Consider the following 26,077-nt stretch of genomic DNA (forward strand, 5'->3'; position numbering starts at 1 on the left):
AGCACCAACAGCCTCCGGCAGCTGGGCCTTTGTACCCGTTTGCTGCTGGTTTCGGAATGGGAGAGCGATGCGTCCGATATCGCGTACGGCACTGGGAGCGGCCACCGCCGCCGCCCTCGCCGTCAGCGCCCTCGCGCCGGTGGCCGCCGCCGGCCCGCAGCGCGACGCGGCCGGCCGGCCCCCGCTGACGGGCAGCGAGGCCGCCGCCCGCCAGGACGGCGGGCAGGCCACCGTCACGCTGGTCACCGGCGACCGGGTGCTGGTCACCCACGATGCCGCCGGCCGCCCCGCGGCCGCCGTGCTGCCCCGCCCCGACGGCACCACCCCCGTCGTGCAGACCCGCACCTCGGGAGACGACCTGTACGTCTACCCCGAGGCCGCGGCCCCCGCGCTCGCCGCCGGGCGGGTCGACGAACAGCTGTTCAACGTCACCGGACTGATCCGACAGGGCTACGACGACGCAGGGACCGACACCCTCCCGCTCATCGCCACCTACGGCGACGGCGTCGCCCGCACCGCGCCCGCCACCCCGCGCGGTGCCCGCCGCGGCCCCGTCCTCGACGCGGTGGACGGCGTCGCGCTCACGGCGGACAAGGACACCGCCGCCGACTTCTGGGCCGACATCACCGGCACCCGTTCCCGCGCCGCGGACGGCCTGCAGAAGCTGTGGCTCGACCGCAAGGTCGAGGCCGCCCTGGACCGCTCGGTCCACCAGATCGGCGCCGACCTCGCCTGGGCGTCCGGCTACGACGGCAAGGGCACCAGGGTCGCCGTGCTCGACACCGGCGTGGACGCCGAACACCCCGACCTCACGGGCCGGGTGAGCGTCGCCGAGAACTTCACCGACTCCGCGGGCCCGGACGACCGGCAGGGCCACGGCACCCACGTCGTCTCCACCGTCGGCGGATCCGGCGCCGCGAGCGACGGCCGGAACAAGGGCGTCGCGCCCGCCGCCGACCTGATCAGCGGCAAGGTGCTCGACGACTCGGGATCCGGCGCCGCCTCGTGGATCATCGCGGGCATGCAGTGGGCCGTCGACCAGAAGGCCGACGTCGTCTCCATGAGCCTCGGCAGCGCCGAACCGACCGACTGCACGGACCCCATGAGCGTCGCCGCGCAGGAGCTCGCCAGGACCCACGAGGACACGCTCTTCGTCGTGGCGGCCGGCAACACCGGACCCGCCTCCGGCACCGTCTCCTCACCCGGCTGCGCCCCCGGCGTCCTCACCGTCGGAGCCGTCGACCGCGACGACAGCACCGCCCCGTTCTCCAGCCGCGGACCCGCGATCGTCACCCACACCCTCAAGCCGGAGATCGCCGCTCCCGGCGTCGCGATCTCCGCCGCGTCGGCCGGCGGCCGCGGCGTGTACGCCTACCGCTCGATGTCCGGCACCTCCATGGCCACCCCGCACGTCGCGGGGGCCGCCGCCCTCGTCAAGCAGCGCCACCCGGAGTGGAACGCCGCGCGCATCAAGGCCGCGCTCGTCTCGTCGGCCCGCTCGGGCGTGCCCGGCGACGTCCGGGAGACCGGCGGCGGGCGGCTGGACGTCAGGGCAGCCGTGGACACCACGGTCACCGGCGCGTCCGCCGTCCAGGGCGGCTCCTTCGCCTGGCCGCAGCACGGCAGCGACCGCACCACGGTCGGCGTCCCCTACACCAACCACGGCGACCGGCCGGTCACCCTGGACCTCGCCGTGCGCGCCCTCACCGGCAACGACGGATCCGCCGTCCGCGGCGCGCTCGCCCGGCTCGGCGCGCGCGAGGTCACCGTCCCGGCCGGCGCCACCGTCACCGTGCCGCTCACCCTCGACCCCTCGGTGCGGGTCGACCGCGCCCAGTACGGGGACATCACCGGCCGCGTCGTCGCCACCGCACGCGGGGTCGCCGTCTCCACCCCGTTCGCGCTGTACGTCGAACCGGAGACCGTCACGCTGCGCGTGAAGCTCCTCGACCGGGCGGGCCGGCCCGCCGAGGGCGTCTCCTCGCTCGACGTCGTCGGAACCGACACCTCCACCGGCGAGCGCCGCTTCAACGACGGCGCCGCGGACCAGGTCTACCGCCTGCGCCCCGGCTCCTACTTCCTGTCCTCCTACGTCGAGTCCGCCGACGGCACCCTGTCCTACCTCGGCAGGCCCCAGACCGAGATCACCGAGGACACCACCGTCGTCCTCGACGCCCGCCGGGCCCACCGGCTGCGCATCGCCACCGACCGGCCCTCCGAGAGCCGCAGCACCACCCTGGCCTTCTCCCGCACCTGGGACGACACCTGGCTGCACGCCGGCACCCTCACCGGCAACCGGCTCGCCCGCGGCTTCTACGCCGACGTCCAGGGGCGGGCGAAGGACGGCGGATTCGAATTCGCCAGCCACTGGCGCGCCTACGCCCCCCTCGTCGAGAGCCTGAAGGCCGTCCCGGGACCGGAACTGCACCCCGTCGCCGCGAGCGTCGGCTCCGTCAACCTCGACGGCACCGGCGAGGCGCAGGTCGCCGATGCGGGCACCGGCACCCCCGAGGAGCTCCAGGCCGCGGGCGTCCGGGGCAGGTTCGCCCTGATCCGCCTGCCCGACGGCAGCGCGAGCGCCACCACCGCCGCACGCAACGCCAAGGCCGCGGGCGCGGTGGCGGCCCTCGTGCACCGCGCCGCCCCCGGCGCGTGGCTCCCGTCCACCGGCTTCGGCACCGCACCCCACCCCGTCCTCGGGATCGAGGCCGAGGAAGCCGAGGCCCTGCTCGCGGCCCTGGCGGACGGGCCCGTGACGCTGCGCTGGAAGGCGACGGCCCGCAGCCCCTACGTCTACAACCTGGTGCAGCCGGAGGACGGTCCCGTCACCTCCGCGCGCACCTACCGGGTGCGGGACGCGAAGCTCGGCAGGAACGAGTCCACGTACCACGCGATGGGCGTCGGCGCCGACTTCAGCGACGGAGTCCTCGCGCAGCGGCCCGACGGCGCGACCGTGTCCCTGTCCGGATTCGACCTGGTCGGGGTGCCGGGCACCCGCACCGAGTTCCACTCGCCCGGCGACACCCGCTACCAGCACCACGTCGCCTCCAGCTTCCCCTGGGGCGAGCTCATGACGGACACCGCGCGCACCTACCGCGCGGGCTCGGTCCGGGACGAGTCCTGGTACGGAGGGGTCCTGCGGCCCGCCGCACCGCGCGGCGCCGACGGCGGCCTCGCGCTCGCCGGCGAACGGCAGGGCAACCTGGTCGGCGTCGCCCCCGCGATGTGGTCGGACACCGAACACGCGGCGCAGCAAGGGTCGTTCGGCGACATCGGAAGCATGCGACTGGTGCGCAACGGCGAGGAGATAGGGCAGACTGGATACCCGTTCGGGGTCTTCGAGGTCCCGGCGGAGGACGGCTCGTACGAACTCTCCCTCACCCAGATGAAGATCGGACAGCCGGCCGCGGTCTGGAAGCGCTCGACACAGGCGCAGACGACCTGGAGGTTCCGTTCCCGTCTCGACGAGAACGTGCACTCACAAGGGATCCCCCTGCTGTTCCCGGGATACGGTCTCCCGGAGGACGGCCTCAAGACCGTCGCCGCGCGCGACGGACAGCGGATCGCACTCGGCGTCACCGGCCACGCGGGCTACGAACCCGGCGCCCTGACCGCCGCGAAGCTGTCGTACTCGTACGACGGCGGTGAGACCTGGACCGAGGCGGTCACCCAGCGGCGGAACGGCACCTGGAGCGCCACCGTGAACCACGCGGGCGCGACGGGCGAGCAGGTCACGCTGAAGACCGAACTGGCGGATGCCAAGGGCAACTCCGTCACCCAGCTCGTGGTCGGCGCATACGCCGTGCGCTGATCACGACCGGTCCGCCGGGCGTCCTTCCCGTGGGGGGTTGGGCCGCCCGGCGGACCCTTTCACCCGCCGTTTGTCGCATTGCCATTTTTCGCCGGGGTCCGTTTTCCGCGGGGCCTCGCGGTGGACAATAAGGGCATGAGCGAACAGGGGGAGCGGCCGCCGGCCGGGCCGAGCGCCGAGGACGACTGGTGGGCGAAGCTCTACGACGATGCCGCCCCGGACACGGGCCCGCCGCCCGTGCCGACGGGCGACACCCTCGACGACCGTCTCGCCTCGGCCCCGGGCACGGTGACCCGCCCCCGCGCCTGGTGGGACCCGCCCACGGAGCGCTCCGCCGCCCCGCCGTCCCCTCCCGGGGATGCCTCGCCGGGCTCGGCGCCCTCGGCGCGGGGCCGGGAGACGCCGCCTTCGCGCGATGCAGGGGCGGTCCGCGCAGCGGGACGCGGGGCCGGGGCCACGGACGGGGGACGGCCGCGAGGGCAGGCACGCCGCACCCGCCCCCGCGGGGCGGGGCGTGCCGCCGACGCGGACCGCACCGGACGAAGGGCCGGCCGGGCCGCGAGCGGACACCGGCGCCGGGCACGTGGGGGGCGGGCCGCCGACGTACGATCCCGAGCCCACCGCGCTGCCCGCCGCCGACGCGCTGGAACTCGACCGCCTCGTGGCCGACACCGTGATGGACGGGGCCCGGTACGGGACGTACACGCTGCGGGCCGCTTCCGTGCGCGGCGACTCCGCGCGCTTCCGGGGCGCACCGCGCAGCGACGCCCTGCTCACGGCCCGGTTCGGGACCGGCCCCGACGCGCTCGTGCTGGTGGCCGTCGCCGGCGGCAGCCGGCACACCGAGTACGCCCACCGTGCCGCGGGCGACGCCTGCCGCTGGATCGGGACGGCCGTCGGCCGCAGCCACGCCCGCCTCGCCGACGACATAAGGGAGGGCCGCCGGGGCGACCTCCGCTCGGGACTGCACCGGCTCACCGACCGCAGCCTCGGCCGGCTCCGTGCCCGCGCGGCCGAACTCGGCGTCGGCCCCGAGGAGTACACCGCCGGCCTGCGCTGTCTGCTGCTGTCCGCCGACCCGGAGTGCCGCACCCGGGTCTTCTTCGGGGTCGGCACGGGCGGGCTGTTCAGGCTGCGCGACGGCGTCTGGCAGGACCTCGAACCGCTCGTGCCGGAATCCGCCGCCCCGGGCGAACCCGTCGTCGGCTACGGATCCGCCCCGCCCGAGGCGGGCCCGGACGGCGACCGGCTCACCATGGACCTGAGCATCGCCACCAGGCCCCCGCTGATCGAGGACCCCGTCCCGCCCCCCGCCGACCCGTTCCGCTTCCGGGCCTCGGTAGCCCGTCCGGGTGACACGCTCCTGCTGTGCAGCAACGGTCTCGCCGAGCCCCTGCGCGGCGAGCCGGCGCTCGCCGGTGAGCTGGCCGCCCGCTGGCACGGGCGGGAGGCGCCCGGCATGACGCAGTTCCTCGCGGACACCCAGGTGCGGGTGAAGGGGTACTCCGACGACCGCACGGCGGTGGCCGTCTGGGAGGCGTGACGGGCGGGCCCATGGGTTGATGGACCGGGGGCCGGCAGAAAGGGCGCACAATCCCATGGCGAAGCAGAAGGTGGCCGAGCAGTTCGTCGACATCCTCGTGCGGGCGGGGGTGCAGCGGCTGTACGGAGTCGTCGGCGACAGCCTCAACCCGGTCGTCGACGCCGTCCGCCGCACCTCCGGCATCGAGTGGATCCAGGTCCGGCACGAGGAGACCGCAGCCTTCGCCGCGGGTGCCGAGGCACAGATCACCGGCAGACTCGCCGCCTGCGCCGGGTCCTGCGGTCCCGGCAACCTGCACCTCATCAACGGCCTGTACGACGCGCACCGCTCCATGGCCCCGGTGCTCGCGCTCGCCTCCCACATCCCCTCGTCGGAGATCGGTCTCGGCTACTTCCAGGAGACCCATCCGGAACTGCTCTTCCGCGAGTGCAGCCACTACTGCGAGATGATCTCCAGCCCGCAGCAGATGCCCCGCCTCCTCCAGACGGCGGTCCAGCACGCCGTGGGCCGCAGCGGTGTGAGCGTCGTGACGCTGCCCGGTGATGTCGCGGACCGGCCGGCGCCCGAGAAGACGGTCGAGCACGCGCTGGTCACCACCCGCCCCACGGTCCGGCCGGGGGACACCGAGATCGACAAGCTGGTCGCCATGATCGACGAGGCGGACCGCGTCACCCTCTTCTGCGGCAGCGGCACGGCCGGCGCGCACGCCGAGGTCATGCAGTTCGCGGAGCGCATCAAGTCGCCCGTCGGACATGCGCTCCGTGGCAAGGAGTGGATTCAGTACGACAATCCCTACGACGTCGGTATGAGCGGACTGCTCGGCTACGGCGCCGCCTACGAGGCCACCCACGCCTGCGATCTGCTGATCCTGCTGGGCACGGACTTCCCGTACAACGCCTTCCTGCCGGACGACGTGAAGATCGCGCAGGTCGACGTGCGGCCCGAACATCTCGGGCGGCGCTCCAAGCTGGACCTCGCCGTGTGGGGCGATGTGCGCGAGACGCTGCGGTGCCTGACCCCGCGGGTGCGGCCGAAGACCGACCGCCGTTTCCTCGACAGGATGCTGAAGAAGCACGCCGAGGCCCTGGAGGGCGTGGTCAAGGCGTACACCCGCAAGGTCGAGAAGCGCACGCCGATCCACCCCGAGTACGTCGCCTCCGTGCTCGACGAGATCGCCGACGACGACGCCGTGTTCACCGTCGACACCGGTATGTGCAACGTCTGGGCGGCGCGCTACATCTCGCCCAACGGCCGCCGCCGGATCATCGGTTCGTTCACCCACGGGTCGATGGCGAACGCGCTGCCGCAGGCGATCGGCGCACAGTTCACCGACCGTGGCCGCCAGGTGGTGTCGATGTCGGGGGACGGCGGATTCACCATGCTGATGGGGGACTTCCTCACCCTCGTCCAGTACGACCTGCCGGTGAAGGTCGTGCTGTTCAACAACTCCTCGCTGTCCATGGTGGAGCTGGAGATGCTGGTGGGCGGGCTGCCGTCGTTCGGCACGACGAACCACAATCCCGACTTCGCCGCCGTCGCCAGGGCCGCCGGCGCCTTCGGGGTGCGGGTGGAGAAGCCCAAGCACCTCGCCGGGGCGCTGAGGGACGCCTTCCGGCACAAGGGGCCGGCCCTCGTCGACGTGGTCACCGACCCGAACGCCCTGTCCATCCCGCCGAAGATCAGCGCCGAGATGGTCACCGGCTTCGCGCTGTCCGCGAGCAAGGTGGTGCTGGACGGCGGCGTGGGCAGGATGCTCCAGATGGCGCGGTCGAACCTCCGCAACGTGCCGCGGCCCTGACGGGTGCGAGGCGGCCGGGCGGGGGGCCCGGCCGATCTCCCGCGGTATGAGTGGTGTTGCCCCTGTGGGGCATGCATCCCGTGAACGTTTGCGGACCATCGACGGACACGGGCCGGGGGCCGGTGCCGAGTGGGGGGAAGATGACTGGACGTCACGGGGGCGCCGGAGTACGGGGACGGCTCCACCGCAGGCTCGGCAGCGGTGACCTCACCGCGGTGCCCGAGGTGCGGCACGCGTTACGCGACCTCCTCGGCAAGTGGCCCGAGCCGGGCTCCCGGACGCCGGACGACGACCACGCCGACGCCGCCGACGTCGCCGAGCTGCTCGCGAGCGAACTGGTGACGAACGCGCTGATACACACCGACCACGGAGCGGTGGTCACCGCCACCGTCGAGGACTCGCGCCTGCACGTGGAGGTGCGGGACTTCGTGGCGGGGCTGGCCGTCCCCGACGTACCGAACGCCGACCTCGGTACGTCGGGCAGGGGGTTGATCCTCGTCGAGAGCCTCGCGGACGCCTGGGGCGTGCGCACGGCGCAGGGGGTGGGAAAGGTGGTCTGGTTCGAACTGCACGCGGGGGCGGCCTGACCGGGGCCCGCACCGCCCCCGCGTGAGCGGTCCGGCTCAGCCGAACTGCTGCTCGAGGTCCTTCAGTTTCCTTTCGAGCGAGTCCAGGCGCGGCAGCGCCTGGGTGTCGTCCTCGGCCGTCAGGTCCACCGTCACGGGCTCATGGCCCTTCGGCCCGACGGCCTGCAAGGGGGGCCGGGAGCGCACGGGCAGCTGACCCGGCTCGGCTATGGCGGGCTCCACGACGGAGCCCGCCGTCTCCACCGGGCCGGCCGGTGACGGCACCTGCCCCTGGGCGGAAGCGGCCGGGGCGAGCGCGGGGAGCTGCGCCGGCCGGTTCGAGCGGCCGATCCCCCAGGCCCGGTGCTGGCGGTTGTACGCCTTGAGCCGGGCCCGCTCCAGCTTCTCGTGGTCGCGGCGGCGCAGCCGGTTCTGCTCCTTCTCCCGCCGGTCCTCGCGCACCTCGTCGACCGCCTCGTCCAGGGTGCGGACGCCCTCCAGCAGCATGAGCGACCAGGCGGCGAACGTCTCCCGGGGCGCCCTGAGCCAGCGGACGATCCGGATCTGCGGCAGCGGACGGGGCACCAGGCCCTGTTCCCGCAGGGCGGCACGGCGGGTCTGCTTGAGCGCACGGTCGAAGAGCACCGCCGCCGAGAGCGACATCCCCGCGAAGAACTGCGGGGCGCCCGCGTGGCCCAGGCCGCGCGGCGCGTGCACCCAGTTGAACCAGGCCGCCGCACCGGCGAACGTCCACACCAGCAGCCGCGACCCGAGGGCGGCGTCGCCGTGGCTCGCCTCGCGCACGGCGAGGACGGAGCAGAACATGGCGGCGCCGTCGAGGCCGAAGGGGACCAGATACTCCCAGCCGCCGGAGAGGTTGAGGTTCTGGCGCCCGAAGCCCACCAGGCCGTGGAAGGAGAGCGCGGCGGCCACCGCGGCGCAGCAGAACAGCAGCACGTAGGAGGCGGTTCCGTAGACGGCTTCCTTGCGCCTGCGGCGCTCCTCGCTGCGTTCCCAGGAGTCGTCGGCCGCGGCCTTTGCCCCGGCGCGCCTGCCGCGCGTGAGCACCGCCACCGCCGCCAGTACTCCCAGCAGCAGCACGAAGCCGGGAAGCAGCCAGTCCAGCGATATGTCGGTCAGTCTCATGCGGTGTCCCTTGCATCGCGGTCGGCGGTTCGGCGGCCATAGTGTCCGACCGGGCGCGGGGCCCACCGGGGTTTCGGGGCAAGAGAACGCCAACGGGGCCGTTCGGGGCACGAATAGGTGCGATCTGACCGAACGGGGTTGCGAGGAGCGTGAGGTGTGTTCGGGTGGCACTCACTCGAACAGGTGGCGTGGATCGGTGGCGGTGGGGTGGCGAGGGTGCCGTGGCCGGACGGGGGCGTCGGACGCCCCCGTCCGGCCGTTGTCACGGGTGCGCGCGGGGGAGCGTCCGGCGCTGCCTCCGGCCGGTGGCACGGGGAGCGTCAGGCGCTCTGCCGCAGGCGCCGCACCCGGTCGGCGTCGCAGGTGCGGGGGCAGGTGACGCAGGTGTCCTCGGGCCGCAGGGTGTAGAACATGCAGCAGCTCGCCCGGTCGCGGGTCGGCAGCGGGTCGCCGTCCGGGACGGGGATCTCGCGGAATCCGGCCGTGCCGACGTACGGCGCCGTCGTGCCGGGGAACAGCCGCTCCAGCTCGGTGACGCCCCGCCGCTCCTCGCCGAGCAGGTGTGCGATGTACCACAGGCCCTCGACGACCTCGTCGGTCGCCATGCCCCACAGGGCGCGGCCGCGCCGCCGCATCCGCGGTCCGAACGCGGCCAGCACGGGGGTGAGGTGCTCGGCCACCGCCTCGCGGACCTCGGCGCGCAGCGCCTCCTCGTCCGCGACGACGCGGGCGCCGGGCAGGACTGCCGCGGGGTCGTCGGGCAGGCAGGCGAAGCCGTCCACCCGGACCGCCATCCGTCCCCGCTCGCGCTGGTAGGCGACCGAGCCGGCGGGCAGGCGCGGAACGCGGCGGTCCAGGAACCAGGGGAGGGTGATCAGCAGGCAGGCGGACCAGGCGTAGCGGTGGAGGCCGAAGCTGGCGATCACGTCCGGGCGGGCGGGACGGCCGTAGTCGCGCCGCACCTGGGCGTCGTCCCAGGCGAGGAAGGTGTCGAGGGCCTGGCCGCCGGCGGCGAGGTCGCCCGCGACGACCCAGCCGTCACCGGTGGGGACCGGTTCGTCGCCGCCGAGCTCCGTGACGCTCAGCCCGGCGAAGACCTCGGCCAGGCGTGCGTAGGCCGCGCCGACGGGGGAGGCGAGGCCGGGGAGCAGAGCGGGAAGGGTCATGCCGGGGACCACCGAATCGCGATCGTTAGCAGGTTAGCCTTACCTTACCCGATCATCGCGGTGTTTGAACTGCGGCCCCGCCCGCCTATCGTGCACGGGGGACCCGGTGCTCGCCGGCCGGGCCCCTACCGGCCGAAGGGGCACCGAGCCGGTCCGTACCGGCCCCGGGAGGCACCGAGTGGAGCAGTCGCGCGCGCATGACGCCGTCGTGCGGCAGCCGTACGCCTCCGCGCGTGTCCCGCTCCAGGGCCGCCACCGCCCCGCCGATCCGGACACCCGCGGCGAACACGTCCCGGACGAGGGACCCGCCCCCGTGCGACGTCATTCGGTGCGCACCCAGGTGCTCGACGCCCTGCGCACCGCGCTCGTCGACGGCGACCTGATCCCCGGCCGGGTCTACTCCGCCCCGGCGCTCGGCGAGCGCTACGGCGTCTCGGCGACCCCCGTCCGCGAGGCCATGCAGCAGCTGGCCGTCGAGGGCGCGGTCGAGGTCGTGCCGAACCGGGGCTTCCGCGTCTGTGTGCGCACGGCCCGGGAGCTGGCCGAGCTCGCCGAGGTGCGGGCGCTGATCGAGGTGCCGGTGATGCTGCGGCTCGCCCGCAGCGTTCCCGCCGACCGGTGGGCGGCGCTGCGGCCACTGGCCGAGGCGACGGCCCGGGCGGCCGCGACCGGCGACCGGGCGGCCTACGCCGAGTCGGACCGGGCGTTCCACCACGCCGTGCTCGCCCTCGCGGGCAACCGCCAGCTCCTCGCCGTCGCCGACGACCTCCACCGGCGCTCCCAGTGGCCGATGACCCGTGCCCCGGGGGCGAGGCCGCCGGGTCACGTGCCCGACCGTGCCGTGCTGATCGCGGACGCGGCCGAGCACACCGCGCTGCTGGAGGCGCTGATCGCCCAGGACCTGCCGGTGGTCCAGTCGCTCGTGCGCGAGCACTTCGCCGGCGCCGAGGTCTGACGGCGGCCCGCCGGGGGGACCGATGGGGCGACACGACGAGGGAACCGGGGCGGACCGGCGGGATGCGGGGGGCGGGATGCGCGGCACGGTCTGGGCGGCGGCCAATCAGCTCGGGGTGGTGGCCGGCACGCCCGCGGAACTGCGCTCGGCGCTGCTCGGCGGCACGGCACCGCGCAGGGCGCGGCTGGTGCTGCCCGGTGCCGATCCGGCCGCGGTGGCGGAACTGGTCGCCGTCATGGGGGAGTTCGGCCGGGTGCCGGTGCGCATCGACGCACCGCCGGGCGATGGGTCGCACGGGCCCGCCGGGGCCGTGGATCCGGCGGACGCCGCATCCGTCTGCGCAGCCGACCCCCAGGTGGTCACCGCCGCGTACGAGAGCGGCGGCGACGACCACGGGGGGCTGCGGACGGCATGGCTGCGCGCCGGGCAGGCGCTGATCCGCGACCAGGAGCCGGCCGTCCGCGCCCTCGCCCTGCTCGCCGCCCTGCCTGCCGGGGCGGACCCCGGGCAGCGCGCCGCGCTCGCACGGCTGGCGGAGGCGGCGCCCTGGGCCGTCGACGCCGTGCGCGAGGACGTGGGGCCGGTCGTGGCGGCGACCGTCTTCGCGGGGCGGCTGCTCGTCGCCGACCGGGGCGGCACCGTGCACGGCCTCGACGCCTCCCGCCCGGTGGCCGTGGCGACCGGTGTCCGGATCAGGGCCGTCGCCGCCATGCCCGACACCACTCTGCTGCTGCTCGACGAGCGCGGCCGGCTGCGTACCCACGGGCCCGGGTCGGGTCTCACCGAGGCGGTGACGGCGACGGTGGCCGCGCACCCCGGCACGGCGCTGGGCGCCGCCGCGGGGGTGGTGGCCGTCGGCGACCGCACGGGGTCCGTGCACGTCTTCGGCCGCACCGGCCTGCACCAGGCGGCACTGCACTGCGGCCGTGTCACCGCGCTGGCGGCGGCCGGCGGGGACGGGCCGCCGCTGGTCGTCAGCGGCGGAGCGGACGGAGCCGTGCGCCGCTGGCGTCCCGGCCGGCGGACGACCGGGGAGACCGTGACCGAGCGGCCCTACCCGGTGGTGGCGGTGGGCGCCGCCGAACCCGCCCGGCCGGGCGCGGGCCCCGCCGTCGCCGTCGCCTGGGCGGACGGGCTGGTGCAGCTCCACCGTCCGGGGCGGGGCCGCGCTCCGGTGTCGTTCCGGCCCGGTCCCGCCGTGCGGGCCGTGGCCCTCACGCCGGACGGCGCGCTCGCCGTAGGGACGGACGAGACGCTGGGTGTCCTGCGTCCCCGGTGAGGCCACCGCGGGGCCGGAGCATGCATGATCACTCCCCGGCACTTCATGGCCAGAGGTCTCGACTACCCTGTCCGAGCTGTTCGGCAAGACCGTGACACAAGGGGGAAGTTGATGAGCGGCGAGCTGCCCGACGGAGCACAGCGGCCCATATCCGACGAGGAGTGGGCCAGGTTCCAGATCGACAGCGAGGGGCCGGCGCGTCTGCACGCCCCCAAGGAGCCCTCCGCGCGGGCGCGCATGGTCACCGAACGGCTCAGGCGGGCCGACGAGGAGGAGGCGCGGCGGCAGGGCAGGGTGCGCAGGCTGGCCCGTCGCGGCCGCCCCGTCCAGGCGCGGCCCGACGGATGGCGCAGCTGGACGGCGGCGCCGGCCCGTCGCCCGCGCGGCCGGCTCCGGGCGTTCCTGTGGATCCTTCTGGCCGTCGCGGGCGTGCTCCTGCTGCTCGCACCCGGCCGGGTCCTCGGCCTGCTGGGCTGAGCGCACGGGCCCCGGAGCCGGTCTCCGCCCCCGGTGTGCTTCTCACGGGGGCGGCTCCAGACCGGACAGCAGCGAGGCCACGTCCAGACCCGTCAGCAGGTACTGCTCGAAGGCCGCGTTGTGCAGCGCCCACGGTGAGCGCCGCAGCCGCACCCGGTCGATCGCGCCGTCGCTGTCGTGCCCCAGTTCGATCAGGGTCTGGGCGGCCAGCAGGCCCGACCGGTTGTAGCCCGAGTAGCACCGCACCAGCACCCGCCGGCCCGCGCGTACGGCATCGGCCGCCACCACCGCGAGCCGGCGCACGCTGTCGATCTCGCCCGCGGTGAGCCAGTCGTCGGGTATGGGCGCCACATGGTGCTCCACCCCGGAGCCCGGGCCGTGGCCCGCCCGCGTCCAGAGGCTGATCACCACGTCGAACTCGCGGTCCACCACCACGTCCTGGTGCCGCTGCCGCCCGTCCGACCAGACATGGCCGCCCATCCAGAGGCCGGTGGTGATCTCGTCCCACCGCGACCGCGGTTCCGGGACGTCGCCCTCCCGGCGGCGGGTCCTCACTGCGCGGCGGGCTCGGGCCGTACCGGCGGTGTCTGGGCGGGGACGGCCGGGGCCAGCTGGGGGGCCAGCCACACCGGCACGCCGCCGAGCAGCCGGAACAGCCGATGGGCCTCGGCCCGGAGACGTCCGGCCTCCGGTTCCGTCTCGCAGTCGGCGAGTCCGGCGAGTGCCGGCGCGGTCCCGATCAGATAGCCCAGTTCCTCCCGGATGCGCAGGCACTCGGCGAAGCCCTGCCGCGCGATGGCCAACTCACCCTCCCGCAGGGCGAGTCCGGCCAGCTGCTGCGAGGTGAACGAGAGCAGCAGGGGGTCGCCGTGGGTCCCCGCCCCGGCGTGCGCCCGCTCGTAGGCGGCGCGCGCGGCCTGCGGGGCGTCGGCGATGTGCTCCGCGAGCAGACCCCGCCGGAAGTCGAGCAGGGGCCGCCGCGGCGACGAGGGGGAGAGCAGGGCCGCGGCCCGGCCGAGCGCCGAGCGCGCCTCGTCGGCGCGGTCCCGCACACCGAGGCGGGTCGCCGCGTACGCGAGGCGTCCGCGCTCGCTCGCCGCGCCGCCGCGTTCCTCGTCGTCGCGCGCCACCGCCTCGGCGGTGCGCAGCGCGTCCTCGGCCTCGGGCCAGCCCTCGCAGGTGAACAGGCAGCGTTCGACGAGCAGTCCGGCCCGTTCCAGGGCGGCCGCGGGCTCGGCTGCCCGGGGCGCGAGCAGGGCCGCCGCGTCGGTCCAACAGCCGCGCGAACGCAGCCGCCATACCGCGGTCTGGAGTGGATCGTCACCTGCTGTGGTTCCCGAACCAGACATGGCGGTATGCGCCACTTGCCCTCCCCTAGCACGCCATTGAGCTGTCGAGTCAGAACGGAATCTCAGCATGGATGGGCGCGCCGGGCCAAGGGGTCGAGTGAATCAGTTCACAATCTTTCGGCGGCCGACCGGGTGACCACCGGCACCGTTCCCGGGCGCCGGTGGAGCCGGATGTCCCCTTCGTTCCACGGCGCCCGCCCGCTCGGCGGCACCGCCCCCGGGGGCCGCCCCGGCGTCAACCAGATGGATCTCACCATGACCCGCACGGGTGCGGGCGCCGGAGGGCGGACCGCGGGGGGCCGATGCCGGCAGCGCGCCCGGGCGCCCTCGGCGGGACGCGCGCACAGACGCCGAGTACACCGCGATGCGCAGCGACCGGGCCGGGTCCGTCGCCCCATGGGTGGACACGGGCGTAGACGGCACGGGCATCAGCCGATCCGCCGGGACCGGCTGCTGCGGCGCATGCTCCGACGGTCCGTCCGCCGGCTCAGCTCCTCCGCAGGGCGAGGAATCCGCCGGCTCAGCTCCTCCGCAGGGCGAGGAATCCGCCCCTCTCAGCTCATCCGCAGGGCGAGGAAGAAGTCCAGCTTGTCCTCCAGGCGGGACAGGTCCCGGCCCGTCAGCTGCTCGATGCGGCCGACCCGGTAGCGCAGGGTGTTCACGTGCAGATGGAGCCGGGCCGCGCAGCGGGTCCAGGAGCCGTCGGAGTCGAGGAACGCCTCCAGGGTGGGGATCAGCTCCGCCCGGTGGCGGCGGTCGTAGTCGCGCAGCGGGTCCAGCAGCCGGGCCGTGAAGGCGCGGCGGACGTCGTCGGGGACGAAGGGCAGCAGCAGCACGTGCGAGGCGAGCTCGTGGTGTCCCGCCGCGCAGACCCGGCCGGGCCGTGCCGCCGCGACCCGGCGGGCGTGGCGGGCCTCCTCCAGCGCGCCGCGCAGCCCCTCGGCCGAGTGCACCGCGGCGCTGACGCCGAGGGTGAGGCGCCCGTCGTCGGCGAGGCCGGCCGTCAGGGGCATGCGGACCGACTCCAGCAGGGCGTCGGCGTGCAGGCCCTCGTCCAGCGGAGCCGGGTCGGCCTCCTCGCCGGTGCCCGGCGGGGCGAGCGCGGGCAGCGGCACCAGGGCGATGGCCTCGTCGCCGCTGTGCGCGACGGCGATGCGGTCCGCCGACTCCGGGCCGGTCGCCGCCGGGTCGACGAGGATCTCCTCCAGCAGAGACTGTGCCACCGGACCCGACTCGACCTCGGTGCCGGCGCCCCACTCGACGCGGGCGACCACCACCTGCCAGTGCGGAGCCGTGCCCAGCCCGGGCAGCAGCACGGGGGCGGCCACCCGCAGCCGGGCCGCGATCTCGGCGGGCGCCGCACCTGTCTGGACGAGTTCCAGGACCTCCTGGGCGAGCCGGCGGCGCACCGTGCGCGCCGCCTCGCGGCGGTCGCGTTCGACGGCGATCAGCTGGGTGACGCCCTGGAGCAGGTCGAGCCGGGCCGCAGGCCAGTCCCCGGCGTCCGCCTCCACGGCGAGCAGCCAGTCCGACAGCACGCTCTCGCGCACGTCCCGGGTGGCCGGGGCCGCGCCGCGCCCGGTGTTGCGGATCGGGAAGAGCGAGTAGGTGGCGCCGTCGGCCACCACCCGGTGCGGGGCGCGCCGGCCCGTGCGCACGGCGGCCAGGTGCTCGCCCGCGAGCAGCGCGCCGGTCGCCGCGGGCAGCCCCCCGGCGGCGCTGCCGGCGCCGGCGATCCGGCGGCCGGTGGGGGAAAGGACCCAGGCCCGCAGGTCGAGGTCGGAGCCGAGGAGATCCAGGACCGCGTCGGGTCCGCCGCCCGCCGGGCCCGAGGTCATCAGCCTCCTGTGCCTGTCGACGACCGCGGCGAGGTCGCCGGCGCGCTCCCCGGACACCTGGCGGACGACGTACTCGGTGATCGTCGCGAACGCAACGGACTCGTTCACCGCGAACAGCGGGAGCCGGTGGCGCGAACACGCCTGCACGAGATCGTCGGGGATGTCGCCGAGCTCCGCCTCGCCCGCGGCGAGCCCCGCCACCTGAGCGCCCGCGAGGATGCGCACGAAGGGCTCGGAGTCCTCGGCGGCGCGGCGCCAGGCCAGACCGGTCAGCACCAGTTCGCCGCCGGACAGGTACCGGCTGGGATCCTTGAGATCGGTGGTCATCACCCCGCGCACCCCGCGGTCGAGCTCGTCCTGGCCGCCGAGCAGCCGCAGGCCCAGCGCGTCGTTCTCCAGCAGTGCGCGCAGCCGCATCACGTCGCCGCCGATCTGTCTCGTTGTTACCGGGTACGGACGGAAATCCGTGGCCAGGGTTTCCAGGGGGAAACGGTGAGGTTGCCGATCTCCGCTTTTCGTTCGAATCTACAAGACGAGGGAGGCGACCAGCCAACTCCTTCATGTCTTCGGTGACTGCACCCGGCTCATCACGCCTTGTGTACTGGACCACATCGCATGAACACCACGTGAACACTCCAGTCGAGGGCCGGCCGTCCCGGGCCCGTTGCGACGGACCCCGATCACACGATCAAGAAGAAGAGAGCCGCTCATGGACTTCCTTCGCCCCGCCAGCTGGGAGGAGGCGCTCGCCGCGAAGGCCGAGCACCCCACAGCCGTCCCCCTCGCCGGTGGCACCGATGTGATGGTCGAGATCAACTTCGACCACCGCCGGCCCGAGTACCTCCTGGACCTGAACCGCATCGGCGAGCTGACCGAGTGGGAGGTCGGGGGCGAGAGCGTCCGGCTGGGGGCCTCCGTGCCCTACACCGCGATCATGGAGAACCTGCGCGCCGAGCTGCCCGGGCTCGCGCTCGCCTCGCACACCGTGGCCTCCCCGCAGATCCGCAACCGCGGCGGCGTCGGTGGCAACCTCGGCACCGCCTCCCCGGCCGGCGACGCCCACCCGGCCCTGCTCGCCGCGGGCGCCGAGGTCGAGGCCGAGTCGGTGCGCGGCACGCGCATGATCCCCATCGACGAGTTCTACACCGGGGTGAAGCGCAACGCGCTCGCCCCCGACGAGCTCATCCGCGCCGTGCACATCAAGAAGGCCGACGGGCCGCAGCAGTACTCCAAGGTCGGCACCCGCAACGCCATGGTCATCGCGGTGTGCGCCTTCGGCCTCGCGCTGCACCCCGCGACCCGCACCGTGCGGACCGGCATCGGCTCCGCCGCGCCCACCCCGGTGCGCGCCACCGCGGCCGAGGAGTTCCTGAACGCCGCGCTGGAGGAGGGCGGCTTCTGGGAGAGCGGCAAGATCATCACCCCGTCGGTCGCCAAGCAGTTCGCGGAGCTCGCATCCGGCGCCTGCAACCCGATCGACGACGTGCGCGGTACCGCGAAGTACCGCCGTCACGCGGTCGGCATCATGGCCCGCCGCACGCTGGGCTGGACCTGGGAGCAGTACCGCGGCACCGCCCGCACGCTGGAAGGAGCTGCATAGCCATGCGCGTCAACTTCACCGTCAACGGACGCCGCCAGGAAGCGGACGACGTCTGGGAGGGCGAGAGCCTGCTCTACGTCCTGCGCGAGCGCCTCGGCCTGCCGGGCTCCAAGAACGCCTGCGAACAGGGCGAATGCGGCTCCTGCACGGTCCGCCTCGACGGCGTGCCGGTCTGCGCCTGCCTGGTCGCCGCCGGCCAGGTCGAGGGCCGCGAGGTCGTGACCGTCGAAGGGCTCGCCGACTACGCCAGGCAGCGGGCCGAGCACGGCGGCTGCGCCTCCGGCGCCTGCGGCACCAGCCTCCAGGAGGCCCGGGGCTGGAGCGCCAGGGGCACCGACTCGCAGACCGGCGAGGGCACCGAGCTCTCCCCGATCCAGCAGGCGTTCCTCGACGCCGGCGCCGTGCAGTGCGGCTTCTGCACCCCCGGGCTGCTGGTCGCCGCCGACGAGATGCTGGAGCGCAACCCCTCGCCGTCCGACGAGGACATCCGCGAGGCGCTCTCCGGCAACCTGTGCCGCTGCACCGGCTACGAGACGATCCTGGACGCCGTCCGCCTCGCGGCCGCCCGCCAGGGACACGAGGAAGCGACGGTCTGACGATGACACAGCACACCCGGGCCGCGTCCGCCCCGGCGGGCACCCCCACCACCGTCACCCAGGGCTCCCGCACCAAGGGCGGGATCGGCGAGTCCACGCTCCGTCCCGACGGCACCCTCAAGGTCACCGGCGAATTCGCGTACTCCTCGGACATGTGGCACGAGGACATGCTCTGGGGCCAGATCCTGCGCTCCACCGTCGCCCACGCCGAGATCGTCTCCATCGACACCTCCGAGGCGCTCGCCCAGGCCGGCGTCTACGCGGTCCTCACCTACGACGACCTGCCGACCGAGGTGAAGAACTACGGTCTGGAGATCCAGGACACCCCCGTCCTCGCCCACGGCGTCGTACGCCACCACGGCGAGCCGGTGGCCCTGGTCGCCGCCGACCACCCCGAGACCGCGCGCCGCGCCGCCGCCAAGATCAGGGTCGAGTACCGCGAGCTGCCCGTCGTCACCGACGAGGCCACCGCGACCGCGCCCGGCGCCCCGCTGCTGCACCCCGGCCGCGACGACCACCACGCCGGCCATGTGCCGCACCCGAACATCGTGCACCGCCAGCCGATCGTCCGCGGCGACGCCGACGAGGCGGCGAAGCGGGCCGACGTGATCGTCTCCGGCGAGTACGTCTTCGGCATGCAGGACCAGGCGTTCCTCGGCCCCGAGTCCGGCCTCGCCGTGCCCGCCGAGGACGGCGGCGTCGACCTCTACGTGGCCACCCAGTGGCTCCACTCCGACCTGCGCCAGATCGCGCCCGTCCTCGGTCTGCCCGAGGACAAGGTGCGGATGACGCTCTCCGGCGTCGGCGGCGCCTTCGGCGGCCGCGAGGACCTGTCGATGCAGATCCACGCCTGCCTGCTGGCGCTGCGCACCGGCAAGCCCGTCAAGATCGTCTACAACCGCTTCGAGTCCTTCTTCGGGCACGTGCACCGCCACCCGGCGAAGCTCTGGTACGAGCACGGCGCGACCAAGGACGGCAAACTCACCCACATGCGGTGCCGCATCGTCCTCGACGGCGGCGCCTACGCCTCCGCCTCCCCGGCCGTCGTCGGCAACGCCTCCTCGCTCTCCGTCGGCCCCTACGTCGTCGAGGACGTCGACATCGAGGCGATCGCGCTCTACACCAACAATCCGCCCTGCGGCGCGATGCGCGGCTTCGGCGCGGTCCAGGCGTGCTTCGCCTACGAGGCGCAGATGGACAAGCTCGCCAAGGCCCTCGACATGGACCCGGTCGCCTTCCGGCAGCTCAACGCCATGGAGCAGGGCACCCTGCTGCCGACCGGCCAGCCGGTCGACTCCCCGGCGCCCGTCGCCGAACTGCTGCGCCGCGTCTCGTCCCGCCCGCTGCCGCCCGAGCGCCAGTGGGAGACCACCGAGGGCGCCGACGTCCGGGCCCTGCCCGGCGGTCTGTCCAACACCACGCACGGCGAAGGCGTCGTCCGCGGCGTCGGCTACGCGGTCGGCATCAAGAACGTCGGCTTCTCCGAGGGCTTCGACGACTACTCCACCGCAAAGGTGCGCATGGAGGTGGTCGCCGGCGAGCCGGTGGCCACCGTGCACACCGCGATGGCGGAGGTCGGCCAGGGCGGCATCACCGTCCACGCGCAGATCGCCCGCACCGAGCTCGGCGTCACCCGGGTGACCATCAACCCGGCCGACACCCAGGTCGGTTCGGCGGGTTCCACCTCGGCCTCCCGCCAGACGTACGTCACCGGTGGCGCGGTGAAGAACTCCTGCGAACTCGTCCGGGAGAAGGTCCTCGAACTCGGGCGCCGCAGGTTCGGCTCGTACCACCCGGCCTGGGCGACCGCCGAACTCCTGCTGGAGGGCGGCAAGGTCGTCACCGACGGCGGCGAGGTCCTCGCCGACCTGGTCGACGTCCTGGAGGACGAGGCCGTCGAGATCGAGGCCGAGTGGCGGCACCGCCCCACCGAGGCCTTCGACCTGCGGACCGGACAGGGCAACGGCCACGTCCAGTACTCCTTCGCCGCGCACCGCGCGGTCGTCGAGGTGGACACCGAGCTCGGTCTGGTGAAGGTCATCGAGCTCGCCTGCGCCCAGGACGTCGGCAAGGCGCTCAACCCGCTGTCCGTGGTCGGCCAGATCCAGGGCGGCACCACCCAGGGGCTGGGTGTCGCCGTCATGGAGGAGATCGTCGTCGACCCGAAGACGGCCAAGGTGCGGAACCCGTCCTTCACGGACTACCTGATCCCCACCATCCTCGACACGCCGACCATCCCGGTCGACGTGCTCGAACTCGCCGACGACAACGCCCCCTACGGGCTGCGCGGCATCGGCGAGGCCCCCACCCTGTCGTCCACCCCGGCCGTCCTCGCGGCGATCCGGAACGCGACCGGACTGGAACTGAACAGGACGCCGGTGCGCCCCGAGCACCTCACCGGCACCTGACCGGGACCAGGACTCCGACTCTCCGGGCGGTGCGCGCCATGCCTCCGAGGAACGTCACCTTCCTCCACCGTGCCCGCACCGCCCGGAGAACCCCGTGCCGCACCGCTCGCGGCCGTACCACCACCCCCACGCAGTACCCCGCACCACCCCGAAGAGCACGTTCACCTCGGGCCGTCCCCCGGGTCGTGCAGCCGAAGCACCTTCCCAAATCCCGTCATCTCCAGTCAGTACGGCGGGTGCCCCTGTGAACCTTGGGAGTAGGCCCATGACCCAGCAGTCCACCGAGCCGCGGACGACGGCGGAAGACGCCGGAGCCGGAACGCGTCAGCCCGCCGGAAGATCATGGCTCGACCGGTATTTCCACATCACCCGGCGCGGATCGACCATCGGTCGTGAAGTGCGCGGCGGCATCACCACCTTCATGGCGATGGCGTACATCATCCTGCTCAACCCGGTGATCCTGTCGGTCCCCGACGCCACCGGCGCCAGGCTCGACGGCGACCAGCTCACCACCGCCACCGCGTTCGCCGCGGCGGCGACCACGATCGTCATGGGCCTCATCGGCAACGTGCCGCTGGCCCTCGCCGCCGGACTCAGCGTCTCCGCGGTCATCGCCTTCCAGGTCGCACCTGAGATGACCTGGGAGAACGCGATGGGCATGTGCGTCATCTACGGACTGGTGATCGTGCTGCTGGTGGTCACCGGCCTGCGCGAACTGATCATGAACGCCATTCCGCTGGCGCTCAAGCACGCCATCACGATGGGCATCGGCCTCTTCGTCTGCCTCATCGGCCTCGTCTCGGCCGGCTTCGTCACCTCGATGCCCGGTCCCGGCGGAGTCGCGGGCGCCAAGCCCATCCAGCTCGGCACCCACGACATGCTGACCGGCTGGCCGGTCCTGTGCTTCGCGGTGACCGTGCTGCTGATCTTCGCCCTCCAGGTGCGCAAGGTGCCGGGCGCCATCCTCATCGGCATCGTCGGCGGCACCGTCTTCGCGGCGGTCGTCCACCAGCTCGCCGGCCTCGACCGCGCGGCGTGGGGCGGACTCAACGCGCCGGAGCTCAGCGGCTCCGTCGTCAGCGCACCCGACTTCGGCCTCTTCGGCTCCGTCTCCTTCAGCGGCATCGGCGACATCGGGGGCATCACCGTCGGCGTGATCGTCTTCACGCTGGTCCTGGCCGGCTTCTTCGACGCCATGGGCACCATCATCGGCATCGGCCAGCAGGCCGGCCTCGCCGACGACAAGGGCCGGATGCCCGGCCTGAACCGTGCCCTCGCCGTCGACGGGGCGGGCGGCGCGATCGGCGGTCTCGCCGGCGCGTCCGGGCAGACCGTCTTCATCGAGTCCACCGCCGGGGTCGGCGACGGCGCGCGCACCGGCTTCGCCAGTGTGGTCACCGGCCTCGCCTTCACGCTGTGCCTCTTCTTCACCCCGCTCGCCCAGCTCATCCCCTCGCAGGTCGCCGCCGCGGCTCTCGTCGTCATCGGATCGATGATGCTGGCCAACGCCCGGCACATCGACTGGACCGACCAGGCCACCTCGATCCCGGTCTTCCTGACGACCGTCCTGATGCCCTTCACGTACTCCATCACCGCGGGCATCGCGGCCGGTGTCATCTCCCACGTCCTCATCAAGGCCGTCCAGGGCAAGGCCCGCGAGGTCGGCTGGCTGATGTGGGTGCTGACCGCGGTCTTCGTCGCCTACTTCGCCCTGAGCCCGATCGAGGGCTGGCTGGGCGTCGGGTAACCGCCCGGCCGCCGGCCCGCCCTTCGCACACTTCGTCATCAAGGAGACCGACATGCTGGACATCGCCGAGGAGCTGGACCGGTGGGTCGGGCAGGGCCGTCCGTTCGCCGTCGCCACCGTCGTCGGTGTCGGCGGCAGCGCGCCCCGGCAGCCCGGTGCCGCGCTCGCCGTCGACGCCGACGGCGCGGCGATCGGATCGGTCTCGGGAGGCTGTGTGGAGGGCGCGGTCTACGACCTGTGCCGGCAGGCGCTCGACAGCGGCGACACCGTCGTGGAGCGCTTCGGATACAGCGACGAGGACGCCTTCGCCGTCGGCCTGACCTGCGGCGGCGTCATCGACGTCCTGGTCGTCCCGGTCGGCCTGGACGCGCCCTGGCGCGAGGTGTTCGCCGCCGGGCTCGCCGCCGCCGCGCACGGACGGGCCGCGGCGCTCGCCCGGCTCACCGACGGCCCGCCGGCACTGGCGGGCCGCGCCCTGCTGGTGCGCCCCGACGGGACCTTCGACGGGTCGCTGGGCGGCCACCCGGAACTGGACCGGACCGCGGCCGCGGAGGCGGCCGCCCTGCTGGACGCCGGGCGCACCGGGACGGTCGTCATCGGCGAGGACGGCTCGCGGTGCGGGCAGCCGCTCACGCTCTTCGTCGAGTCGAGCGTCCCCGCCCCGCGCATGATCGTCTTCGGTGCGATCGACTTCGCGGCGGCGCTGGTCCGGGTGGGCCGGTTCCTCGGCTACCGCGTCACCGTGTGCGACGCGCGGCCCGTCTTCGCGACGGAGGCCCGCTTCCCGGAGGCGGACGAGATCGTCGTCGACTGGCCCCACCGCTACCTGGAGTCCACCGAGGTCGACGGGCGCACGGTCCTGTGCGTCCTGACCCACGACGCCAAGTTCGACGTCCCGCTGCTGGAGCGGGCGCTGCGGCTGCCGGTGGCGTACGTCGGCGCCATGGGCTCGCGCCGCACCCACGAGGACCGCAACAGGCGGCTGCGCGAGGTGGGCGTCACCGAGATCGAACTGGCCCGCCTGCATTCGCCGATCGGGCTGGACCTCGGCGCCCGCACCCCTGAGGAGACCGCGCTGTCCATCGGCGCCGAGATCGTCGCGGTCCGCCGCGGCGGGTCGGGCGTCTCCCTGACCGGCGCGCACACCCCGATCCACCACGACGGGCCGGGTCCGGTCGCCGGGCGCATCGGCTCGGTGGCGTAGGGGCCCGGCGCGGCGCCGCGGGGGCGCCGAGAACCGTGCACGGTGCACCCGTGCACGGTTCTTGACGTCCGGGCACCCGCGCGTGGCAGGGTGTCGTGGGAGCGCTCCCACGGTGCATCGCGTGGGTGCTCCGCCCTGTCCGTCCTGCCGTCACGAAGGGCCGAAGAGTCATGCGCCGTAGAGTCATGCGCCGAAGAACAGCCCTCCCCGCCCTGGTCTCAGCCGCCGCGCTCGCCGCCGCTCTGCTCACGGTCCCGGCGGCCGCGGCCGGGCACACCGGGGACGGCGCTCCGCGCCCGTCCGCCGCGCGCCTGTACACCCCGCCGGCCAACCCCGCGGCGTACGACCAGGCCCTGGACCTCGCGCGCTCCGGCCGGCTCGCCGACGCCGCCGGGATCGTGGCCATGGCGCACACGCCCCAGGCCGTCTGGTACGGCGACCAGAGCCCGGCCGAGGTCGAGGCGTCGGCGCGGAAGGTCGTCCGCGACGCCGCCCGCAAGCGGACGCTGCCCGTGTTCGCCCTCTACAACGTGCCCGGCCGCGACTGCTCCAACTACTCGGGGGGCGGGGCCTCCACGACCGCCGAGTACAAGGAGTGGATCGACGCGGTGGCCCGCGGCGTCGGCGACCGTCCGGCGATGGTGGTGCTCGAACCCGACTCGCTCGCCCTGCTCCCCGCCGACTGCGGCCAGGACGACGCCCAGGGCACGAAGACGGCCGCCCGGTACGAGGAGGTGCGCTACGCCGTGGACACCCTGGAGCCGCTGGCCGGCACCAGGGTCTACCTCGACACCGGCCATCCCGGATGGCACGGCGTCGAGTCGATCGTGCCCCGGCTGCTGCGCGCCGGCGTCGGCGAGGCCACCGGATTCTTCACCAACGCCTCCAACTACCGCACCGAGGCCGACAGCCACTGGTACGGCACGCTGATCTCGTCCTGCATCGGTTACGTCCAGGACGGCGGCGACGCCGCGGCCTGTCCGAACCAGTACTGGCCTCGTGCGGACGCCGAGAACTGGCTGAAGGAGCACGTCACCACGCCGGTCGGGGAGCTGAAGCACTTCGTGACCGACACCAGCCGCAACGGACGGGGTCCGTGGACGGCGCCGCCCGGCAAGTACACCGACGCGCAGGACTGGTGCAACCCGCCCGGGCGCGGGCTCGGCGAGCGGCCGACCCTGAACACCGGCGACCCGCTGTACGACGCCAAGCTGTGGATCAAGATCCCCGGTGAGTCGGACGGGCTGTGCCTGCGGGGCACCGCAGGGCCCGAGGACCCCGAGCGCGGCATGGTCGATCCGGCGGCCGGGAGCTGGTTCCCCGAGCAGGCCCTGGAGCTCGTACGGCTGGCGGAGCCGCCGCTGCTGGGACACCGTCCGGGCAACTGACGCATCAGGGGCGCCGGTTGCCCCCGCACGGGCCGGATCCGCAGAGCGGCGGATCCGGCCTTCGTGCTCCCGGCCCGTCATGGGTGACGTTTCCGTGGGTGCTGACGCTGAGGGTGTGTGGGGGGAATCCGGGGCGCTGCACGGCATGGGCACGGTGCAGGTCGTGCCGGGAAGGCGCGGGACGAGGAGCGGGTGGGCGCGGAGGGGAGCACGCGTCGCGCGCAGGAGCACGACCCCGAACTCGGCCGGGCGGTCGAGCGGGCGCAGCAGGGGGACGAGGCGGCCTTCGCGGCTGCGTACCGGATCGTGCATCCGCCCCTCCTCAACTTCCTGCGCGGACTCGTCGGGGACGACGCCGAGGACGTCGCCTCCGATGCCTGGCTGGACATCGCGCGTGATCTCGGGCGCTTCCGTGGGGACGGGGCCGGCTTCCGGGCATGGACGGCCCAGATCGCGCGCCACCGGGCCGTCGACCACCTGCGGCGCGCCGGGAGCCGCCCGCGCGGCAGTCTCCTGGAGGTCGACCTGACGGGGCTGCCGTCCCGTCAGGACACCGAGCAGGAGGTCTTCGAGACCGTCTCGACCCGCGCTGCCCTGGCGCTGATCGCCCGGCTGCCGCGCCGTCAGGCGGAGGCCGTGCTGCTCCACACCGTCATCGGACTGGACGGACCCGCCGCCGCCCGGGTGCTCGGCACCCGGCAGGGAGCCGTGCGGTCCGCCGCCCACCGCGGACTGCGGACGCTGGAGAGACATCTCGCGGAACTGCGCGGTGGCGAGCCTGTGACAGATGCGGACCCGCGTGCGCTGGATGGTGCGAGATGACCGAAAACCGATCAGCCGGCCCCGCGGAGCCCGTCGGGCCCGATCCGTCGGGCGCGCCGCGCCGCTGCGCCGCCGTGTCGCTCGACGAGGTGCTCGCGGCCGCCAGCGCCCCGGCCCCGGCCTTGATGCCGCGCGGCAGCACGGCCCACCGGCGGGCGGCGCGCCAGTCGTCCGACGCCCGGACGGGCAGGCCGAGGGCGCCCTCCGCACGGGCGGCCCGGAAGGCGGTGAGGGCCCGGTCGGCGGGGGCGGGCTCCACGGCAGCACGGCCCACCGGCGGGCGGCGCGCCAGTCGTCCGACGCCCGGACGGGCAGGCCGAGGGCGCCCTCCGCACGGGCGGCCCGGAAGGCGGTGAGGGCCCGGTCGGCGGGGGCGGGCTCCAC

19 protein-coding genes are annotated in these 26,077 nt (G+C 74.3%); 14 read left to right on the forward strand and 5 right to left on the reverse strand.

Features of this window, described 5'->3' with window-relative positions:
- Positions 1-67: 67 nt before the first annotated feature.
- The 4 genes from EAO77_RS16190 to EAO77_RS16205 all read left to right on the forward strand — a co-directional run bounded on the left by EAO77_RS16190 (position 68) and on the right by EAO77_RS16205 (position 7,739).
- Positions 68-3,811 (forward strand): S8 family peptidase, encoded by a 3,744-nt coding sequence (locus EAO77_RS16190; RefSeq protein WP_147988660.1) that lies wholly within the window; start codon positions 68-70, stop codon positions 3,809-3,811.
- A 583-nt stretch (positions 3,812-4,394) separates the two neighbouring features.
- A complete protein-coding gene (locus EAO77_RS16195; protein ID WP_261993927.1) occupies positions 4,395-5,354 on the forward strand; it encodes a protein phosphatase 2C domain-containing protein in 960 nt (319 codons plus the stop codon).
- Between the two features lie 55 nt (positions 5,355-5,409).
- A complete protein-coding gene (locus tag EAO77_RS16200; protein WP_147988662.1) occupies positions 5,410-7,152 on the forward strand; it encodes a pyruvate dehydrogenase in 1,743 nt (580 codons plus the stop codon).
- Positions 7,153-7,292: 140 nt separating this feature from the next.
- Entirely contained in the window at positions 7,293-7,739 is a 447-nt protein-coding gene (locus EAO77_RS16205; protein ID WP_147988663.1) for an ATP-binding protein, read from the forward strand.
- 36 nt (positions 7,740-7,775) lie between these two features.
- Here the strand turns inward: EAO77_RS16205 and EAO77_RS16210 are convergent, their stop codons facing one another.
- Positions 7,776-8,864 (reverse strand): DUF2637 domain-containing protein, encoded by a 1,089-nt coding sequence (locus EAO77_RS16210; RefSeq protein WP_147988664.1) that lies wholly within the window; start codon positions 8,862-8,864, stop codon positions 7,776-7,778.
- Positions 8,865-9,184: 320 nt separating this feature from the next.
- On the reverse strand, positions 9,185-10,030 hold the full coding sequence (locus EAO77_RS16215; RefSeq protein WP_147988665.1) for a (2Fe-2S)-binding protein: 846 nt from the start codon (positions 10,028-10,030) through the stop codon (positions 9,185-9,187).
- 178 nt (positions 10,031-10,208) lie between these two features.
- Between EAO77_RS16215 and EAO77_RS16220 the strand changes: the two genes are divergently transcribed.
- The 3 genes from EAO77_RS16220 to EAO77_RS16230 all read left to right on the forward strand — a co-directional run bounded on the left by EAO77_RS16220 (position 10,209) and on the right by EAO77_RS16230 (position 12,741).
- Positions 10,209-10,985, forward strand: coding sequence for a GntR family transcriptional regulator (locus EAO77_RS16220; RefSeq protein WP_147988666.1), 777 nt, complete (start codon positions 10,209-10,211; stop codon positions 10,983-10,985).
- Between the two features lie 76 nt (positions 10,986-11,061).
- Positions 11,062-12,264 (forward strand): hypothetical protein, encoded by a 1,203-nt coding sequence (locus EAO77_RS16225; RefSeq protein WP_147988667.1) that lies wholly within the window; start codon positions 11,062-11,064, stop codon positions 12,262-12,264.
- 111 nt (positions 12,265-12,375) lie between these two features.
- Complete coding sequence (locus EAO77_RS16230) at positions 12,376-12,741, forward strand: hypothetical protein (protein WP_147988668.1); 366 nt, start codon at positions 12,376-12,378, stop codon at positions 12,739-12,741.
- Positions 12,742-12,783: 42 nt separating this feature from the next.
- On the opposite strand, the gene EAO77_RS16235 is transcribed toward EAO77_RS16230, so the two are convergent.
- The 3 genes from EAO77_RS16235 to EAO77_RS16245 form a co-directional block, all read right to left on the reverse strand.
- Positions 12,784-13,296 carry a dual specificity protein phosphatase family protein gene (locus EAO77_RS16235; protein ID WP_147988669.1) on the reverse strand — a complete coding sequence of 171 codons (513 nt, stop codon included), beginning with the start codon at positions 13,294-13,296 and terminating at the stop codon, positions 12,784-12,786.
- Positions 13,293-14,090: a hypothetical protein gene (locus EAO77_RS16240; RefSeq protein WP_261993928.1), complete on the reverse strand. Its 798-nt coding sequence runs from the start codon at positions 14,088-14,090 to the stop codon at positions 13,293-13,295. Before EAO77_RS16240 ends, EAO77_RS16235 begins: the two co-directional genes overlap by 4 nt.
- Positions 14,091-14,644: 554 nt before the next feature.
- Entirely contained in the window at positions 14,645-16,345 is a 1,701-nt protein-coding gene (locus EAO77_RS16245; protein WP_147988671.1) for a PucR family transcriptional regulator, read from the reverse strand.
- A 292-nt stretch (positions 16,346-16,637) separates the two neighbouring features.
- Between EAO77_RS16245 and EAO77_RS16255 the strand changes: the two genes are divergently transcribed.
- From EAO77_RS16255 to EAO77_RS16285, 7 genes are all read left to right on the forward strand, one after another.
- A complete protein-coding gene (locus tag EAO77_RS16255) occupies positions 16,638-17,528 on the forward strand; it encodes an FAD binding domain-containing protein (protein WP_147988673.1) in 891 nt (296 codons plus the stop codon).
- Positions 17,529-17,530: 2 nt separating this feature from the next.
- Positions 17,531-18,124 (forward strand): (2Fe-2S)-binding protein, encoded by a 594-nt coding sequence (locus tag EAO77_RS16260; RefSeq protein ID WP_147988674.1) that lies wholly within the window; start codon positions 17,531-17,533, stop codon positions 18,122-18,124.
- A 2-nt stretch (positions 18,125-18,126) separates the two neighbouring features.
- A complete protein-coding gene (locus EAO77_RS16265) occupies positions 18,127-20,532 on the forward strand; it encodes a xanthine dehydrogenase family protein molybdopterin-binding subunit (protein ID WP_147988675.1) in 2,406 nt (801 codons plus the stop codon).
- 265 nt (positions 20,533-20,797) lie between these two features.
- A complete protein-coding gene (locus EAO77_RS16270) occupies positions 20,798-22,279 on the forward strand; it encodes an NCS2 family permease (RefSeq protein ID WP_147988676.1) in 1,482 nt (493 codons plus the stop codon).
- 52 nt (positions 22,280-22,331) lie between these two features.
- A complete protein-coding gene (locus tag EAO77_RS16275; protein ID WP_147988677.1) occupies positions 22,332-23,483 on the forward strand; it encodes an XdhC family protein in 1,152 nt (383 codons plus the stop codon).
- 185 nt (positions 23,484-23,668) lie between these two features.
- A complete protein-coding gene (locus EAO77_RS16280) occupies positions 23,669-24,871 on the forward strand; it encodes a glycoside hydrolase family 6 protein (protein ID WP_147988678.1) in 1,203 nt (400 codons plus the stop codon).
- 192 nt (positions 24,872-25,063) lie between these two features.
- Entirely contained in the window at positions 25,064-25,693 is a 630-nt protein-coding gene (locus tag EAO77_RS16285; RefSeq protein WP_147988679.1) for an RNA polymerase sigma factor, read from the forward strand.
- The last annotated feature ends 384 nt before the right edge of the window (positions 25,694-26,077 follow it).

The organism is Streptomyces sp. T39 (assembly GCF_008042045.1).
GTDB lineage: Bacteria > Actinomycetota > Actinomycetes > Streptomycetales > Streptomycetaceae > Streptomyces.